Here is a 17,337-nt window from a genome sequence, read left to right on the forward strand (position 1 = left end):
AATATATGGGATTTTCGCTCCAATAGTTGTCCATGCTCAACTTCGACTCCTTTAACCTATAAACTTCACGAATAAAACGTATACATTACCCTATTACACAGTATAAAAATTAGAGATCAATAAGTAAAGAAAATAATTTTCTAAATTAACGGATATTAAGAAAAAAATAAACATAATCATTTACAAAGAGAATTTGTTCTGTTAATTTAGTACACATGAAACAGCCAAATCACAAACAAGGAGGAGTTAAGCAGATGGAAGCATTGGATGTCATCGTCGTGGGAGGTGGCATTTCCGGCGTCATGGCTGCCGTAGCGGCCGCCAAATCAGGAGCAAAGACGCTGATCGTAGAATCACAGGGTTATCTGGGTGGTACTCTGACGGCGAATGGCGTAGGGCCTATGATGACCTTTCACGCTGGGGAGAAGCTGGCTATACAAGGCTTAACCAATGAGTTGATCAACAGGTTGAGAAGAATAGGCAAATCGCCGGGACATATTTTCGACACCGTAGGATTCACGTATTCGGTTACCCCGTTCGATGCCGAGGCACTTAAGGTGGAATTGGAATCTATGATTTTGGAAAATGGAGGGCAAATTCTGTACCACACGATGCTGGCGGAGGTGCACACCAAGGATCAGCGAGTCACTGAGATCACCGTATGCAATAAGTCTGGCTTAAGCAAGCTTGCGGCCAAGGTTTTTATAGATGCCACAGGTGACGCAGATCTGTCCGTGCGTGCTGGAGCAGCTTTTACCAAAGGGCGGGAAAGCGATGGAGCCATGCAGCCGATGACGCTGAAAATGAAGATGATCAATGTCGATATCGCCAAGGTGAAGGCCTATATTCATGCGCATCCGGAGGATTTCCCGCTATACAAAGGGGATACCTCCATTATTGAGCAAGCTCCAAGATTGTCAACCGCAGGTTTCGTCAGCCTGTTCCAGAAGGCCAAGGAGCGGGGCGAAATTTCCATCCCGCGTGAGGATATCCTCTTTTTTGAGACCAATACTCCGGGCGAGGTTATTTTGAATACAACGCGCATTCTTGGACATGACGGAACAGATGCCTGGAGCCTTAGCCGTGCAGAGACAGAGGGAAGGAAGCAGTGCAGGGAATTGGAGCGTTTCGTTAAAAAATATATACCGGGCTTTGAAAACGCTATCGTGGAATCAACCGGCCCTTCTGTGGGTGTCCGAGGTTCCCGCCAAATCATCGGTCTATACACGCTGACTGCTGCCGATATCCTCTCCCAGACTGCATTTGAGGATACGATTGCCCATTCCGGGTATCCCATCGATATTCATAACCCTGACGGGGAAGGGACGAAGCATGAGAAGTTGGAGTGGGGGGGAATGTACAGCATTCCGTATCGGTGTCTTGTGACACCATCGCTTGATAACGTCATCGTTATCGGACGCTGTTTGTCAGCTACCTTTGAAGCCCAAGCTGCGGTGAGAACGACGCCGACCACAGGGGCGATTGGACATGCGGGCGGGGTTGCAGCTGCGCAGGCCGCTTTGCATAATCTGCATGTCCAGGAGGTGGACGTGGCCAGGGTGCAGCAGGTATTAAAGGAACAAGGAGCTTATCTGGAGGTATAAGAGGCTGAAGGACAACTCCAATTTGAACACTAAAAGTGCGTGTTCAAAAAGTCGGGTTTGCAGGACCGAGAAGGTTGGAGGAAGCCAGGAACTGAGTAGCGGAGCTACACGTTTTCGGAGAAAACGACTTCGGAAGCATGTGAATTCAAGATTCGATGTCGAATTACTCCTCGAACAACTCCGTCCTGGGAAGACAACTTTTTGAACAACCTCTAAAAGGAGATTTGAACGATGAGTTCGATAATGTGGATACAGGCAATTGGCATTTTACTCGTATTTATTTTGTTTGCAGTGTTAATGATGACCCGGAAGCTTCCTACTATTCTGGCGCTGCCCAGCATGGCGATTTTGTTTGCACTGATTGCCGGCGTACCCTGGTCTTCAGGCGCCCCTGATACAGCTACGATCAGTGCGACGATTTTGGCTCAAGGCTCCATGCGGTTATCTACCGCGATTGCCGGCTTGATCTTCGGGGCCTGGTTTGGACAAATTCTGAACAAAGTAGGCGTGACCAAAGCGATCATTCGCAAGGCCGCAGAGTTGGCGGGAGACAAGCCGATTTTGATCGCGTTGTTATTCTTTGTAACCGCTTCGGTGATCTTCTCCGCCGCAAGTGGCTTGGGGATGGTTATCCTTGTAGGTACCATTATTATTCCGATTATGCTAACCGCCGGCATTAGCCAATTTCTGTCCTCGGTTGTATTACTGACCTCCGTTGGCGTCGGGGTCCTGTTTAATGTATCGAACTGGGCGGTTTATGTGGATGTGATGGGTCTGCCGGTGGCGACGATCGCTAATTACACCCTTATCGCCGCTTTGCCGTTGATTGTGATCAGTATGATTATGATCGTCTATTACGCCCGCCGAGATGGAAAGGGCCGCAAGGCATGGGCGATGCCGGCTAACTCCCCGTCCTCCGATGGCCGGAAGGTGCCTACGATCGCTCTGATCAGTCCGCTGGTCCCTGTAGTTATGGTCTTCGTATTTAAAATGGATATCGTGCCCGCTGTCATTATTGGCGCGGTGGCTACACTGCTCTTGTCTTGGCCAAAACGTCCGGTGCATGTACTTTCCAGCTCTTTGGTTGAGGGCATTCAGGACGTAGCCGGAGCTTTGGGATTGATGATTGGTATCGGGATTCTGGTAAATGCCGTTATGGCGCCACAGGTGACGGCTATTATTTCGCCGTTAATCGAGTCGGTATTGCCGGGAAGCCCACTCATGTACATCCTGTTCTTTACGATCCTGTCGCCATTAGCTATTTACCGTGGTCCTTTGAACGTATGGGGACTGGGAAGCGGTATCGCAGCTTTATTTGTTGGAGCAGGCATGACTCCGATTGCAGCTATGCTGGCGCTTCGGGTGGTCAGCAACGTGCAAGCGGTGTCCGACCCTACCAACTCGCATAACGTTTGGGTAGCGGATTTCACCAAAAGTGATATCAACGACATTTTGAAGCGGACTTTGCCTTGGATGGTGACCGCTGTACTGATCTCGATGATCTGGGGCGCGTTTGTTGTTTTTTAAAGATTATAGAATTTATAAGTTTTCAGCGGAGCTGAACAATTCAATAATCGCGTAGTACATCAATAGATGTTTTTCTTACGGTGGATGCAAGCATTTAGCAGTATGGGAAAACGGATGGGGAGCCGGTATGAATTGGCATCGAGTAAATGTCCATATCGGTGCAGAGCCTATTGGGCCACCATGCTCGTAGAGAGATAGGAGGGAGCCATGAAATGGGTAGAAAAGTAAGAGTAGGCATCGATGTCGGCGGGACATTTACGGACGCGGTTGTCCTGGATAATGAAACATTTGAAATTATAGAAAAGATGAAGATTCCGACCACTCATCATGATGAAGACGGTGTAGCCAAGGGGATCGTGCAAATTTTGCAGACCATCCTGCAAAGCAAAGGGATCGCCCCGGAGGATGTGGCTTTTATTGCCCACGGGACTACGCAGGCGACGAACGCGCTTCTGGAGGGAGATGTGGCGAAGGTGGGCATCCTCGGCATGGGGGCAGGCATTGACGGCCTCAGTGCGCGTAGTGAATCTAATCCGGGGCAGATCGAACTGGCGCCCGGCAAGTATCTTCACACCTACCATACGTATCTGGATTCCAGGCATTTGCAGGATGAAACGGTGGAGCAGGCTCTGAATGAGTTGCTGGGCCAAGGGGCGGAAGTCATCGTCGCATCGGAAGCCTATAGTGTGGATGATCCGGCTAACGAGTTGATTATCGCCCAGGCGGCTGCCAGGCGCGATGTGTTCGCAACAGGTGGACATGAAATATCACAGCTGTATGGTCTGCGAACGAGAACAAGAACGGCGGTCATTAATGCCAGCTTGATTCCGAAAATGATGGAAACCGCCAATATGACCGAGAAGTCTGTCGTAAATGCCAACATTACCTCTCAATTAATGATCATGCGCTGTGATGGCGGGGTCATGAGCATCGAAGAGGTACGGAAGCGTCCGATCCTGACGATGCTCTCCGGGCTTGCGGCAGGTGTTGCAGGGGCGTTGATGTACGAGAAAATTTCCGATGGTATCTTTTTCGAGGTCGGCGGCACCAGCGTAGATATTTCCGTCATCAAGAACGGAAAAGTCATGATTCAGAATGCGCAGGTCGGCGGACACCGCACTTACCTGCAATCGCTGGATGTTCGTACATTGGGAATCGCAGGCGGCAGTATGATCCGCGTGGCGGATGGCCGAATTACCGATGTGGGTCCGCGAAGCGCCCATATTGCCGGGAAGGCCTATGAATGCTTTGCTTCCCCGGCGCAACTGCAGAACGCGGGTGTTGTATTTATCAGTCCACGTGAAGGTGACGCCCCGGAATACGCCATTATTCGAGGCGGCTCCGGAGAGGAATTCTCGTTGACTTTGGCAGGAGCAGCCAACCTGCTTGGCTACGTTCCCGAGGGAGACTATGCTTATGCCGGGAAGGAGAGCGCCCGTCTGGCCTGGGATGCCTTGGGCGCACATCTCGGCATATCCGGGGAGGCAGCGGCCCGTCAGGTCATGGACCTTGCTATCGAGAAAACGATGAAGACGGTTAATGAGATGATCGCGGATTATGAGCTGGACCGATCCTTTGTCACTCTAGTGGGCGGAGGAGGCAGTGGGGCCGTCTTGATTCCGGCCATGGCCGAAAAGGAGCAGATGAAATGGCAGATTGCCAAGAATGCGCCGTACATTTCCACGATTGGCGTGGCCTTGGCCATGGTGAAGGAACAGATCGAACGCACGGTTATCAATCCCACGGAGGCGGACATCAAGCGGATTCGCAGTGATATTATGGAAAAAATCGTTCAGTCCGGAGCCAGCGAGGAAACGGTAGAGGTTACCATTGAAATTGATAATCAGAAGAACATCTTGCGAGCTATCGCTACCGGATCGACGGAGCTTCGCTCCAAGGATTTGGGGCAGGCCGCAATGACGGAAGCCGAGATGCGGGCTATTGCCGCAAGCTCTATCGACGCCTCGGCGGATAGCATGTTCCTGGCCGCTAAAACAGGCCGTTGGCATTTGTTCGTCAATGAGGAGGTACGCAAAGCGTTTTTTGGCTTGATCAAGAGGAAACGGACCTCGGTCAGTGTGGTAGACAGGGAAGGCGTTGTGCGCTTTAAGCAGGCCGGGGTGCGCTATGGGGAGTTCAGCAAGAAGCAACGGGATGAGGGCTTTGTTGCTTTTCTCGATGAGCATACGATTTATTCGGATGCCAACGCAACGATTCCGAAGGTCTTCTTGTTCTTCCGCGAGAAGATGCTGGATTTGACAGGAATGCAGACAAAGGAGCAATTGCTGTCGATCGTGGACATGGAGACGGAGCTGCTTAGCGAAGAGGAAGCTTGGCTTGCGGTTGCATATCAGTAGTATGCCGGGTTAGAGCGAGGGGAGAGTGCATGGTGCAGATGGCGAACGGGGAAAATGTGGTGCAGATGTTCGAGCTTGGCGCTTTAGGGCTTGACGACGAAATATTGGCTTTGGCCGAATTGGAGCGGGACCCGGTATTCCATAAGCTGGACGCCGGCAGATATGGCTATTATCTTAAGCATTCACTGCGGGCGGGAAGACAGGCTGCCCGCCCGCTTCAGGGGCAGGACATCCGTATGCTCCTGAGAGAAGCGGGTATTGAGTTCATGGTGGCCGAATCTGCGGGGACAGGCGCCATGAAGGTGGCGCTGCGAGCCCAATTGGATTGGAGCGGGAAGGTACCGCATATTATGGTATACCGTGAATCTCTGCGTCAATTGCAGACCGCGGCTGAGGCCAATGGGGCCCTCGGCCCGGTTACCTTTGAAAAAATCGTGGACATTCATTTGGCTCATGAATACTATCATTGGCTGGAATATCGCAGCGGACAATTTACTAATGAGCTTCTGGAGCCGGTAGAGTGCTGTAAAATAGGCCCGTTCCGAAGGAAGGCTACGGTCTTGCAGACCAGTGAAATCGCGGCGCACACCTTCTGCAAGGAAATGCTTGGACTTCCCTATTTGCCAAGCCTGCTGGACCATATGTACTTGATTCAAACGGGGGAAATCAAGGTGGAGCAATTCGCGAGAAATGTGAAAAAGTGGAAGATGATTTTAGCTAGTATGGACTCCGTATGCTATAATAAGTAAATCGTTATTGCGCGAGACCGTTTTCAGAAGAAGCGGTATTCGCACAAGCAGGAGGACATGTCATGGCTTCGCAAGTACCCGCGGTAATTGCAAAAATTATTTCGCTCAACAAGAAGTTTACTTATGGTGAAAATCAGATTGCCCAGTTTGTCATTCATCATCCCGAGTTCATTACCCAACATACGATCACGGCGCTGGCCAATGAGATTGGCGTTTCGGAGACCAGCATTAACCGTTTTTGCAAAAAGATTGGCTTCAAAGGCTTCAATGATTTCAAGATTGCCATCGCTCAGGATACCTTCTACCGGGAAATGCAAACGCGGAAGAAGGAGCGCCGGGAGATTACCCCGATCGACGGGCTGGCGCTTGATTACAACGAGCTTGTGATCAATACCTCTGCCATGATCTCCGAGGATACACTGCGTTATGTAGCGGAGGCGCTCAAGCAGGCCAGACGCATCCATATCTTTGGGATATTCGATTCCTTTCTGTCGGCTATGGCCCTTAAGAATCGGCTGTCCTTGATCGGCATCAGTGCGGAGGCCAGCAGCGACAGCCGGGCGATGAAGATCGCAGCGTCGCAGGCTACGCCGGAGGACGTTGTCATTGCGTTTTCCCGTTCCGGGGCAACGCAGGAGCTCATTGCTGCTGTGTCAGCGGCCCAGATGAATCAGGCCAAGACGGTGGCGATTACCTGTTATGATTCATCCCCAATTACGGAAGCGGCGGAGAAGAATATCATCGTACCGGACAAGATGTCGGTCAACAACAGCGCGATGATGTCGAACCATATTACCTTCTTGTTCGTCGTGGATGCAGTCATGAGCCTGCTGATTTCTTCGGACAAATCTTATTTGAAGAAGAAGCTGGACAGCGAGGGGATTATCTCCAGCCGCCCCTCCGTCACAGAATACTATTAATCTCGCGACTTTTAGAACATGGACTAGTAAGAAACGGCCCGCCATCATGGCGGGCCGTTTCTTTTTTCATCTATACAAGAGCGAGTCAGGTTGATCGTTATATTATGATTTGCTTAATGCCAATTCCAGACGAACCTGAATGTCATTTTCAGTAGACAACACAACACTATGCGGATTCTCCAAGCCGAAGTCGTCGAAGGTAACCATTGTGCTGCCGGACAGCAGCAGTTGTTCATCCTTGTACATGACTGTGCCAGCAAAGGTAACCTCCTTATCAATGCCTCGCACATTCAATGTTCCTGTCATGGTGAAATCGTAGGTGGCGCCTTCGGTCCAGTCTGTTGGCAGTCCCTCAAAGCTTGATGTCTTGAAGATAGCATTCGGAAATTGAGCTACATCGAAGTAGTCCGCGGATTTGATATGCTCGTCCCGCTGCGCATTGCTGGAGTCCACCGTGTTCATGTCGATAGTTCCCGTAGCTGTACTTTGAGCCAGGTCGTTCACATCAAGCTGCCATTGTCCGCTAACGACATTGTTAACGAAGTTAACCGTTTCTTTAGAGGTGGTAACAGAGAAGTACACCTTGGAGTCATCAGTAATCTCCCAATTGCCATTCACCAGATCCTGGGAGATCGCTGCTCCAGATGCACTGGCTGTTTGCTCGGAATTATTGCCGGAAGGATTGTTTGCAGGAATGATGGATTCAATCTCAACGTTGTTTCCCAAGTAATTGTTCATCAGAGCATAAGCGCCGCCGCCGATGATGCCTGCTGACAATACACCCGTAATCAGCCAAGTAATTGTTTTTTTCTTCACAGTAGTTCCTCCTGAAAGCTTTATTATTTTCTCTGCGTAAAAGTCTAGCAAAGTAACATGTCAGGAAGATGTCAAACTAAAATTTGTTATTTAAGTTTCTATTTCCCCTTGCAGGACGGGAACGTCTATGTCAAATTAAAGATTACATTATGCACTATCAAAAGGTTGGAGGGGTCCGTGTGAAGGCGATCCTGATTGTGGAGGATGAGGAAGCCATCTCGCGTGTGCTTGCAGCATACTTGAAGAAGGCAGGCTTTCAGATTGCCCGAGTTAAGGACGGGCAAGAAGCCATGGAGAAATTTGAAGCAGGTGATTACGCTCTGGTCTTGCTGGACGTTATGCTGCCGGGGATGAATGGCTGGGAGCTGCTGAAGCAGATTCGCTCGAAGAGTCCGTGTCCGGTCATTATGCTGACTGCCCTCGGACAATTGGAGGAGCGATTGGAAGGATTAGAGAACGGGGCCGATGACTATATGACCAAGCCGTTTGTCCCCGAGGAAGTAGTTGCCCGGGTACAGGCTGTGCTGCGAAGAAGACCCCATTGGACCGATGGCGATAGCAAACGCTACTTCGGCAACCTGCTGTTGGATTACGCCTCTCGTTCTGTTTATTTAAATGCGGCCGAGGTATCTCTGACTCCACGAGACTTAGCGCTGCTGCTTTTTCTGGCTGAATATCCGAACCGGATTTTTACCCGGGAGCAACTCATTGAGCAAGTATGGGGTAATGATTATGACGGTAGTGATCGGGCGGTTGATTTATCCGTTAAAAGATTACGTCAAGCCTTGACCAACTGGCAGGCGGACGCAGGAGAAATACGCACATTGCGAGGAACGGGGTATCAATTTTGGATCGGAGAGTAAAGCCGCGGAAGCTGACTTCCATTTTGACCTATTGGACGGTTCGTTATTGTATCATTTTGTGCGTGGGCTTCGTGATGATCTGGCTGATCGCCATATATGGCGTACGGGCTACAGCGATGGATAGCAGGCTAAAAACCGCCGGTCTGCTTGGACAAGAGCTGGCCGATTACGTTGCGTCTACGGAGGGTCAACTGGTGATTCCCCAGAACATGGATGAACGCCTGAAGAGTCGGCTGGATTATTTCAATTTTCAAGGCGATCTGTGCTTGTTCATAGCAGATCAGGAGGGGCGTCTATTGTTCTCTGTGCCTGAAACAACCCAAGAGATCATCGATCGGCGAATGAATGAGGATTATACCGATGTGGAAGAGCCGCAGACGAAGGCAGTAATTACTCCCGTACAGCATAACGGAGTTCGATTGGGACAGGTTACCTTCCTGCTGTCGAAGCAATCTTTGGCTTCAAATCCACATGAAATTACGATAGCACTTGTCGCCCTGTTCACCTTGATTATGGCGGGCTGGCTGACGATCTACTTGCTGTCGCGCAAGCTGAGTCGCCCGATTCGCCAAGTAGCTGAGGGAGCGCATTTAATTCGCGAGGGCCATTATGATATTAATCTGGAGGTAGCTACAAGCGAGCGTGAAATTCAAGAATTAGTGGATGCCTTTGGTGATATGGCCCAACGCCTGAAACAGCTTGAGGACTGGCGAGCGTTATCGCTGGCCGGGGTTACACATGAATTGAAGACACCTGTTACCTCGATTAAAGGACTTCTGCTGGCGGTGCGGGAAGGGGTCGTCACCGAAGAAGAGAGTGGAGAGTTTCTGGACATTGCTCTTCAGGAATCAGGAAGGCTGGAACGGATGGTGGCGGATTTGCTGGATTACAACGCCATGTCTGCCGGAAATGTACAAATATCATCGGTGGAGCTGGATTTGAATGGACTCATCTCGGAAATTGTATACCAATGGGGGCTGACAAACAGGCTTCCAGATGCTGAGGTCAAGCTTGCGCTGTCGGAACAGAAGGTACACTGTATTGGAGACCCGTTGCGTATTCAGCAAATTGTACTGAATTTGCTCAACAATGCACGTCAGGCCCAGTCTGAAACTTCTCCGGCAAAGATTGAGGTTCGTATCGTTGTTGCATCTGGAAAAGCGATGATTGAAGTTCAGGATGATGGAACCGGAATTTCCCCGCAGGAAGTCCCATATATCTTTGATCGATTCTTTCGAGGTGCCCAGAAGAAGCTGCGCACAAGAGGGCTGGGTCTGGGCTTGACCTATAGTCAATTGCTTGCGCGGGCCCAAGGAGGAGAACTGGAGCTTGTCCAGACCTCTGCTCAGGGAAGCATCTTCCGCTTACGGCTTCCTCTTGCTCCCGAGTAAGGAATAGTGCGGGTTCAACCCGTTATTCAGCCCATTTTCGTATATTAACGGGCGGATTTCAGATTGTTGAGAAAGTTGGTTTTCCGTACATTTCAGATAAAAGAGCCCTTAGCCTATAAGGGTTCTTCTCCATAGAAATGGTACGTCACGCCCTTTCCCGACAATCTGAGGATTTCCCACTGGCGAGAACTAGCATCAAGAGAGTGGGCAGTAGACGGAGATTGCACGTGAATGGGCGCCGAGTCGGTTTCCATAAGCGTTTGCCCTGTTTTGGGCACCGGGAGTTGTGGAATCGCCAATAAGCCTATGGTATAATTTTTTATTGATGCTTATAGAAGTTGTTCAAACCGTTATCTATTGATTACGAGGCGGGTCAGGAAGCAGATTGCACGCGCTACTATATAAATTGAACGAAAGAACATTGGTCATCATAGATTCAACTTATATAGCAATTTTAGAACGAATCAATGGTTTGACATGAAATATAAAGCGATATCGAAATGAGGAAGTGAAGCGAACGATGAAGGACCCCAAACAGCAAAACAAGCCTCTTGATAAGGACTATTCCCAATATTTCAACTTCAGCGATGCCAAGCTGATTAGTGAAGAAGACGGGAAGACGACTTATCGTATTCGCGGGCGCAATATTCAGATCAATTCCAACCCTGACTATAAACAAGGCAAGCGCCGGGGCAAGGAAGACATTCAGGTTCATTACGACTTTAGTATTCCCGATGAGATGAAGAGCTTTGGGGAAGGCAAGTATTACAATATTACAACCTATGGTTGTCAGATGAACGAGCACGATACGGAGACCATCAAGGGCTTGCTGGAGCAAATGGGCTATCGTTCCACCGAGGATCGCAAGCAGGCTGATATTATTCTGCTCAATACGTGTGCTATTCGCGAGAATGCTGAGGATAAGGTGTTTGGCGAACTGGGTCATCTGAAGGGGTTGAAGACAGAGAAGCCTAACCTGCTGCTCGGCGTCTGCGGCTGCATGTCGCAGGAAGAAGGCGTGGTCAAGCGGATCATGCAAAGACATGGATTTGTGGATATGATCTTTGGAACCCACAATATCCATCGGCTGCCGCATTTGATTCAGGAAGCCATCTTCAGCAAGGAGATGGTCGTCGAGGTCTGGTCCAAGGAAGGCGATATTATCGAGAACCTGCCGAAGAAGCGGGAAGGGATGCGGGCTTGGGTGAACATTATGTACGGCTGTGATAAATTCTGCACGTATTGTATCGTACCGTTCACGCGAGGCAAGGAACGCAGCCGCCGCCCTGATGACGTTATTGCCGAAGTCCGGGAACTGGCAAGACAAGGCTATAAGGAAGTAACCTTGCTGGGACAGAACGTGAACGCTTACGGCAAGGATTTTACCGATATGGATTACACTTTTGCTAATTTAATGGATGATATTCGTCAAATCGACATTCCGCGTGTGCGATTTACTACGTCACATCCACGGGATTTTGACGATGCGCTCATTGAAGTGTTGGCCAAGGGCGGCAATCTGGTGGAGCACATCCATCTGCCCGTGCAATCGGGGAGCAGTGAAGTGCTGAAGAAAATGAGCCGCAAGTATACACGTGAGCATTATGTGGAGTTGGTGCGGAAGATTAAGGCCAGCATCCCGAACGTCGTATTGACGACAGATATTATTGTAGGATTTCCGGGGGAAACGGAAGCTCAATTTGAGGAAACCCTGTCATTGGTGCGGGAGATCGGTTATGATTCGGCCTACACCTTCATCTACTCTCCACGGGAGGGTACGCCGGCAGCGGCCATGGAAGATAACGTGCCCATGGAAGAGAAGAAGGCCCGGCTGGCTCGCCTGAACGATGCGATCACGGAATATAGTCGGCGCAGCAATGACGGAACGAAAGGCCAGATCGTGGAAGTGCTGGTTGAAGGGGAGAGCAAGAACAATGCGCAGGTGCTGGCTGGACGCACCCGCAGCAACAAGCTGGTTCATTTCGAGGGAGACAAGGATTTAATCGGCACCTTTGTGCATGTGGAAATAACAGACCCGATGACTTGGTACATTAAAGGCAATCTGGTACAAGAGACTGCCAATTTAGCATAGTCCAAGGAGGTTGTAACGGTGGAGCATAAAGAACAAAGCGATTGCGGCATTCCCAAGTTTGATTCCCGGGAGCTGGTGATTCGTGAAGATATCATGTCTAAAGCCAGAGAGCTGGCCGAATTAATCGGAACAAGCGAGGAAGTACAGCAGTTTCAGAAGGCAGAGAAGTTGATTCAGCAGCATGAACGGGTGCAAGGGCTGATCAGTATGATCAAGAAGAAGCAGAAAGAAATCGTCGCTTTTGAAAGCTTCCAGAACCAGGCGATGGTCCAGAAGATTGAACGTGAAATCGAGGAGCTGCAGGATGAACTCGATGGCATTCCGCTGGTCACTGAGTTCCAGCAGAGCCAAAGTGATATCAATTACTTGCTGCAACTGGTCGTTTCGGTGATTCGAGATACCGTCTCCAGCAAGGTCAATGTAGAATCCGGCAGCGAACCGGCGGTGACGTCCGGTTACGGGGAATAAGCTGAATTCGTCGGTGCGAAAGGCATGTCAAGGCATGCCCTCCGCACCTTTTTGAATAGAGTTTAAGCGCAGTGGATGGTTTCATCAAGAACATAAGATAGATATAGAGACAGGCATAGGAGGATTTACATGGATTGGAATGAAGAGGTCAGTCGCCGTAATGAACAGTCCTTCTGGGGGTTTTTGGGACTCAAATTGATTTCTGCTGATTCAACTCGGGTTGAGATTGGGCTTACGGCAGTGGATTCACATTTAAATGCGATGGGCATTGTCCACGGGGGCGTGTTATCATCTATGATGGATCAAGCGATGGGAACGATGGTGGCTACGCTGAAGGGAAAGCTTGGGGTGACGACGCATCTCAACGTCAACTTTCTGAGTCCGATGCAAGCGGGAGAGCTTGTGGTTACGGCTTTTCCTCTGCACGAGACGCATCGCACCCTCACGCTTCGTTCAGAGGTGCGAGATGGAAAGGGAACTCTGGGCTGCATCTCCACCGCCACCTTTCGGCTCCTAAAATAGTGGTAAACCCGAAATGCCAGGCCAGGCTATGTAAGTAAGAAGCTTAAAGCTTTCTTGAAGAAAGCTGCACCGGAAGCATGTTGGCCTTTGCGAGTGGATTTCTACTTCATCTGAATTTATAAAACAAGAGAAATTCATGAGCAACAGCGATCATAAGAACATTTTCTCGTCTGCTTCTTTGCATGTAAATAATAAGTTCAACTTACATAAGACAGGGTTGGCATTATCATATGACTGATGTGGTGATACGTGATGAACAATGAACAAGAGCATGACGAATCAATTAATGAGGTTAAGAAATATCGCACACCTGATGGTATTCCGGCAGATATTGTGATGTTTACACTAACCCGGCAGGAGCGTAAGGCCTCCACCAAGTCTCTGCCCCATTTCGACTTGAAGGTCATGCTGATCCGCCGGCGAAGTTGGCCGTTTGCCGGGGCTTGGGCTCTGCCCGGAGGTTTCTCTCAGGAAGATGAGTCCCTGTATGAAACCGCTCGCCGGGAGTTGAAGGAAGAGACGGGGGTTGACGGCTCTCATCTGGAGTATCTTGGGGTATACAGCACACCGGGCCGGGATCCTCGTGGCTGGATTATTTCTCATGCTTTCTTTGCATTGGTGGAAGAGTGGGTACTGGAGAAACGCCAATCTGCGGATGATGCACAGGAGGTTGGCTTGTTCACTGTGCGCGAGGCTCTGGAGGAGCTGCAGCTTGCTTTTGATCACCGGGAGATTTTGCAAGACGCCTATAAGCGCATTCAGCAGCAGATGCTTCATACGACTATTGCCAAGCAATTTTTGCCGCCACATTTCACGTTGGGTGAATTGTATCAAGTGATTCAAACGGTTGTTCCCGATTTTGCCGAACTGAACTTTATTCGTAAAATAACATCGACACGCAGCCGTCAGGGCATATTGGAAGAGGTGCATGACGAGAATGGCAACCCGATGCTGTCCAATCAGTATTCCCAGCGGCCGGCACAATTGTACCGGTTTACCGACTTTACCCCTCAGTTGTCGATCTATACATAGCAGGGTACAGAAAGGATGAACTTACATGCCAGCCACGGGGTTAGCATTGCATACCGATAAATATCAGATCAATATGATTTATGCCCATTGGGTGAATGGCACACATCTGCGGGAGACGGTGTTTGAAGCTTATTTTCGCAAGCTGCCGTTCGGTAATGGATATGCCGTATTTGCGGGTCTTGAACGGATTGTGAACTATATTCGCGGGCTGCGCTTTACGGAGGAGGACCTAGACTACCTGGCCAGGCAAGAAGAGAATTACCAGCCGGAATTCCTTGAGCTGCTGCGAGGCTTTCAGTTCAAGGGAACGTTGTTGTCGATGCAGGAAGGGGCTATCTGCTTCCCCAATGAGCCTTTAATTCGGGTGCAGGGCACCATCATGGAGACTCAATTGATCGAAACGGCGATGTTGAACTTTATGAACTTCCAGACCTTGATTGCAACCAAAGCCTCCCGCGTCAAGCAGGTCGCTGAACATGATGTGCTGCTGGAATTTGGCACACGCCGTGCTCAGGAAGCCGATGCGGCGATCTGGGGAGCAAGGGCAGCCTATATCTCCGGCTTCGATGCCACGTCCAATCTGCTTGCAGGGGAGCGTTTTGGCATTCCAACCAAGGGGACACATGCCCATTCCTGGGTCCAGATTTTCGATTCGGAGCTGGAGGCTTTTGAATGGTATGCCAAAGCACTGCCTGATCAGGTATCGCTATTAGTTGATACATTCGATACGTTAAAGAGCGGAGTGCCGAATGCGATACGGACTGCGCGGGTACTGGAAGCGGCCGGGAAGCGTCTGAGCAGCATCCGGCTGGACAGCGGCGACCTGGCATACCTGTCGATTCAGGCCCGAAAAATGCTGGATGAGGCGGGCTTGAATTACGTTAAGATTGTGGCCTCCAATGACCTGGACGAGAATACAATCTTTAACCTTAAGGCGCAAGGAGCACGGATCGATATTTGGGGTGTGGGGACCCAATTGATTACCGCCGCCGATCAACCGGCCTTGGGCGGGGTCTACAAGCTGGTGGAGAAGGAGAAGAATGGCCGGATGGAGCCGACCATCAAGATCTCCGGCAATCCCGAGAAGGTAACAACACCGGGGAAGAAGGATGTTTGGCGCATTGTGAGCAGGGAGAGCGGCAGAGCCATTGCCGATTACGTCTGCTTTCCGCATGAGCAGCAAGCTCATACGGGAGGGAATCTTCGCTTGTTTGATCCGGTGCACCCTTATATTAAGAAGACGGTGAAGAATTTCCAGGCAGTAGCGATGCTGCAAACCATATTCGAGAATGGTGAGCTGGTCTATGAGCTTCCGAGCCTGGAGCAAATTCGCCAGCATCATCGTGAACAGTTAAACCTGTTCTGGCCCGAGTACCTGCGGAAGATGAACCCGGAAATTTACCGGATTAGTCTAAGCCAGGAGGCTTGGGAAATGAAGCAGAAAATGATTGAGGAATACGTACAGCAGCAAGACGATTAACATACATAGAGCACAGGAACCAGGGACTCGCCTGCCCAGTGAACTGTGACCCTATTGAGGACACCTTTTGAACAAAGCCCCCACCTAGGCAGCTAATAGATGACTTCTGAATTCATCAGGAGTCATTTTTTTGTCAAAAGAAAGAGGGTGCTCCAAAGTTTACTTTTGGGACACCCTCTCTGATTCTGTGGGCAAGTTGCTTGCCTGCGGTCTGCTCACACTTCCTTTCCCGCGTTGCTTCTCCAAATAGATGCCTCTCCATGGGTAGCATAGATATTTCGCCAACGATATAAGCCTTTCTTTGGCTTTTCGTGCCGCATCCACCTTAAATTCTGAGGCGTAAGTAATGGTTTTGTCCGTCACTTTTTTCAAAGGTCCATCTTACGGGCCACAGTTCACAGAGCGGAGACAGTCCTTTTTTTGCCTGCTTATTATTTCTCGGGAAAGCGCAAAAAACGCTATAAATCGGCGGGCCGCAGGTTCATTCGACAAAGCGCTCAACTGGTAATCATGGCTCCGCCGTTCACATGTATGACTTGCCCGGTGACATAGCTGGAATCATGGGAGGCCAGGAAGACGTACACAGGCGCCAGTTCAAACGGCTGGCCTGCCCGTCTCATCGGTGTATCCAGCCCAAAGGTCGAGACGTATTCAGCAGAAAAGCTGGAAGGAATGAGCGGTGTCCAGATGGGGCCAGGTGCGACAGCATTCACCCGAATACCGCGATCTACCAGAGATAGGGATAGGGAGCGGGTAAAAGAAACAACAGCTCCTTTCGTAGACGAATAGTCAATCAGCAGCGGAGCCCCCTGGTAAGCCGTTACGGAAGCCGTGCTAATAATCGTGCTGCCAGGCTTCAGGCAGGGAAGAGCGGCCTTGGTGAGGTAGAACATCGGATAGATATTGGTAGCATAGGTCTGATGTAGCTGTTCGGCGGAAATATGCTCAATGCTATGCTGCGGATACTGCACGGCCTGATTCAACACCAAAATATCAATTGTGCCAAAATAGTGAAGCGTATGTTCTACAATAGCCTTCGAGAAAGCTTCATGCCGCAGGTCACCGCAGATCAGCAGGCAGCGTTGGCCTAGCTCTTCCACCCGCTCTTTAGTCGCCTTGGCGTCCTCATGTTCGTATAAATAAACGATGACGAGGTCTGCGCCTTCCTTGGCAAAAGCGATGGCAGTCGCCCGGCCGATACCGCTGTCGCCTCCCGTAAGGATGGCCACCTTGCCCTTGAGCTTGCCGCTGCCCACATAATCAGGGTTTTCCGAGATGGGGCGGGGGACCATCAGCGTTTCCAGTCCAGGCTGCCGCGGTTGATGCTGAGGCGGAAATGCAATCGGCTGAACGTGGCACTTCACTTCCGAGCCGTAGTAGGGATACATCGGAATCATCGGTTTTTTCCTCCTAAAATATCGGTGTTGCCCTATCTTATTCCTTTCGTCTGTGGGCGGTGCATACGCCTAGAACGAGAATGTCTTTATGACATTAGTTACATAAGTCACAACACATT

At 50.2% G+C, this 17,337-nt stretch carries 14 protein-coding genes; 12 read left to right on the top strand and 2 right to left on the bottom strand.

The window, feature by feature from the left end; genetic code table 11:
• Positions 1–254 precede the first annotated feature (254 nt).
• The 5 genes from C557_RS0113570 to C557_RS0113590 all read left to right on the top strand — a co-directional run bounded on the left by C557_RS0113570 (position 255) and on the right by C557_RS0113590 (position 7,157).
• Positions 255–1,604 carry an FAD-dependent oxidoreductase gene (locus C557_RS0113570; protein ID WP_018752419.1) on the top strand — a complete coding sequence of 450 codons (1,350 nt, stop codon included), beginning with the start codon at positions 255–257 and terminating at the stop codon, positions 1,602–1,604.
• Between the two features lie 231 nt (positions 1,605–1,835).
• Positions 1,836–3,131: a transporter permease gene (locus C557_RS0113575; protein WP_018752420.1), complete on the top strand. Its 1,296-nt coding sequence runs from the start codon at positions 1,836–1,838 to the stop codon at positions 3,129–3,131.
• Positions 3,132–3,343: 212 nt separating this feature from the next.
• A complete protein-coding gene (locus C557_RS0113580; protein WP_018752421.1) occupies positions 3,344–5,488 on the top strand; it encodes a hydantoinase/oxoprolinase family protein in 2,145 nt (714 codons plus the stop codon).
• A 29-nt stretch (positions 5,489–5,517) separates the two neighbouring features.
• Positions 5,518–6,237 carry a hypothetical protein gene (locus C557_RS0113585; protein ID WP_018752422.1) on the top strand — a complete coding sequence of 240 codons (720 nt, stop codon included), beginning with the start codon at positions 5,518–5,520 and terminating at the stop codon, positions 6,235–6,237.
• Between the two features lie 62 nt (positions 6,238–6,299).
• On the top strand, positions 6,300–7,157 hold the full coding sequence (locus C557_RS0113590) for a MurR/RpiR family transcriptional regulator (RefSeq protein ID WP_018752423.1): 858 nt from the start codon (positions 6,300–6,302) through the stop codon (positions 7,155–7,157).
• 102 nt (positions 7,158–7,259) lie between these two features.
• On the opposite strand, the gene C557_RS0113595 is transcribed toward C557_RS0113590, so the two are convergent.
• A complete protein-coding gene (locus C557_RS0113595; RefSeq protein ID WP_018752424.1) occupies positions 7,260–7,973 on the bottom strand; it encodes a YceI family protein in 714 nt (237 codons plus the stop codon).
• 179 nt (positions 7,974–8,152) lie between these two features.
• On the opposite strand from C557_RS0113595, the gene C557_RS0113600 reads away from it, so the two are divergent.
• The 7 genes from C557_RS0113600 (at position 8,153) to C557_RS0113630 (ending at position 15,821) form a co-directional block, all read left to right on the top strand.
• Positions 8,153–8,836 (top strand): response regulator transcription factor, encoded by a 684-nt coding sequence (locus tag C557_RS0113600; protein ID WP_018752425.1) that lies wholly within the window; start codon positions 8,153–8,155, stop codon positions 8,834–8,836.
• Complete coding sequence (locus C557_RS0113605; protein WP_018752426.1) at positions 8,821–10,227, top strand: HAMP domain-containing sensor histidine kinase; 1,407 nt, start codon at positions 8,821–8,823, stop codon at positions 10,225–10,227. The genes C557_RS0113600 and C557_RS0113605 overlap by 16 nt, the downstream gene beginning before the upstream one ends.
• Before the next feature lie 520 nt (positions 10,228–10,747).
• Positions 10,748–12,319, top strand: a complete 1,572-nt coding sequence (gene miaB / locus C557_RS0113610; protein ID WP_018752427.1) for a tRNA (N6-isopentenyl adenosine(37)-C2)-methylthiotransferase MiaB — start codon at positions 10,748–10,750, stop codon at positions 12,317–12,319.
• A gap of 18 nt (positions 12,320–12,337) precedes the next feature.
• Positions 12,338–12,787, top strand: a complete 450-nt coding sequence (locus C557_RS0113615; RefSeq protein WP_018752428.1) for a YlbF/YmcA family competence regulator — start codon at positions 12,338–12,340, stop codon at positions 12,785–12,787.
• A gap of 129 nt (positions 12,788–12,916) precedes the next feature.
• Complete coding sequence (locus tag C557_RS0113620) at positions 12,917–13,309, top strand: PaaI family thioesterase (protein WP_018752429.1); 393 nt, start codon at positions 12,917–12,919, stop codon at positions 13,307–13,309.
• A gap of 252 nt (positions 13,310–13,561) precedes the next feature.
• Positions 13,562–14,341 (top strand): NUDIX domain-containing protein, encoded by a 780-nt coding sequence (locus C557_RS0113625; RefSeq protein ID WP_018752430.1) that lies wholly within the window; start codon positions 13,562–13,564, stop codon positions 14,339–14,341.
• A 25-nt stretch (positions 14,342–14,366) separates the two neighbouring features.
• Positions 14,367–15,821 (top strand): nicotinate phosphoribosyltransferase, encoded by a 1,455-nt coding sequence (locus tag C557_RS0113630; protein WP_018752431.1) that lies wholly within the window; start codon positions 14,367–14,369, stop codon positions 15,819–15,821.
• Positions 15,822–16,318: 497 nt separating this feature from the next.
• Here C557_RS0113630 and C557_RS0113635 read toward each other — a convergent pair whose 3' ends face one another.
• Positions 16,319–17,218, bottom strand: a complete 900-nt coding sequence (locus C557_RS0113635) for an SDR family oxidoreductase (protein ID WP_018752432.1) — start codon at positions 17,216–17,218, stop codon at positions 16,319–16,321.
• Between the last annotated feature and the right edge of the window lie 119 nt (positions 17,219–17,337).

Source organism: Paenibacillus sanguinis 2301083 = DSM 16941 (assembly GCF_000374825.1).
Taxonomy (GTDB): domain Bacteria; phylum Bacillota; class Bacilli; order Paenibacillales; family Paenibacillaceae; genus Fontibacillus; species Fontibacillus sanguinis.

Bases quoted from the DNA above. Each gene is read 5' to 3' on its own strand.
- C557_RS0113590 (WP_018752423.1), top strand. From the start codon at position 6,300: ATGGCTTCGCAAGTACCCGCGGTAATTGCAAAAATTATTTCGCTCAAC.
- C557_RS0113575 (WP_018752420.1), top strand. From the start codon at position 1,836: ATGAGTTCGATAATGTGGATACAGGCAATTGGCATTTTACTCGTATTT.
- C557_RS0113570 (WP_018752419.1), top strand. From the start codon at position 255: ATGGAAGCATTGGATGTCATCGTCGTGGGAGGTGGCATTTCCGGCGTC.
- C557_RS0113620 (WP_018752429.1), top strand. From the start codon at position 12,917: ATGGATTGGAATGAAGAGGTCAGTCGCCGTAATGAACAGTCCTTCTGG.
- miaB (WP_018752427.1), top strand. From the start codon at position 10,748: ATGAAGGACCCCAAACAGCAAAACAAGCCTCTTGATAAGGACTATTCC.
- C557_RS0113585 (WP_018752422.1), top strand. From the start codon at position 5,518: ATGGTGCAGATGGCGAACGGGGAAAATGTGGTGCAGATGTTCGAGCTT.
- C557_RS0113635 (WP_018752432.1), bottom strand. From the start codon at position 17,218: ATGATTCCGATGTATCCCTACTACGGCTCGGAAGTGAAGTGCCACGTT.
- C557_RS0113630 (WP_018752431.1), top strand. From the start codon at position 14,367: ATGCCAGCCACGGGGTTAGCATTGCATACCGATAAATATCAGATCAAT.
- C557_RS0113625 (WP_018752430.1), top strand. From the start codon at position 13,562: ATGAACAATGAACAAGAGCATGACGAATCAATTAATGAGGTTAAGAAA.
- C557_RS0113580 (WP_018752421.1), top strand. From the start codon at position 3,344: ATGGGTAGAAAAGTAAGAGTAGGCATCGATGTCGGCGGGACATTTACG.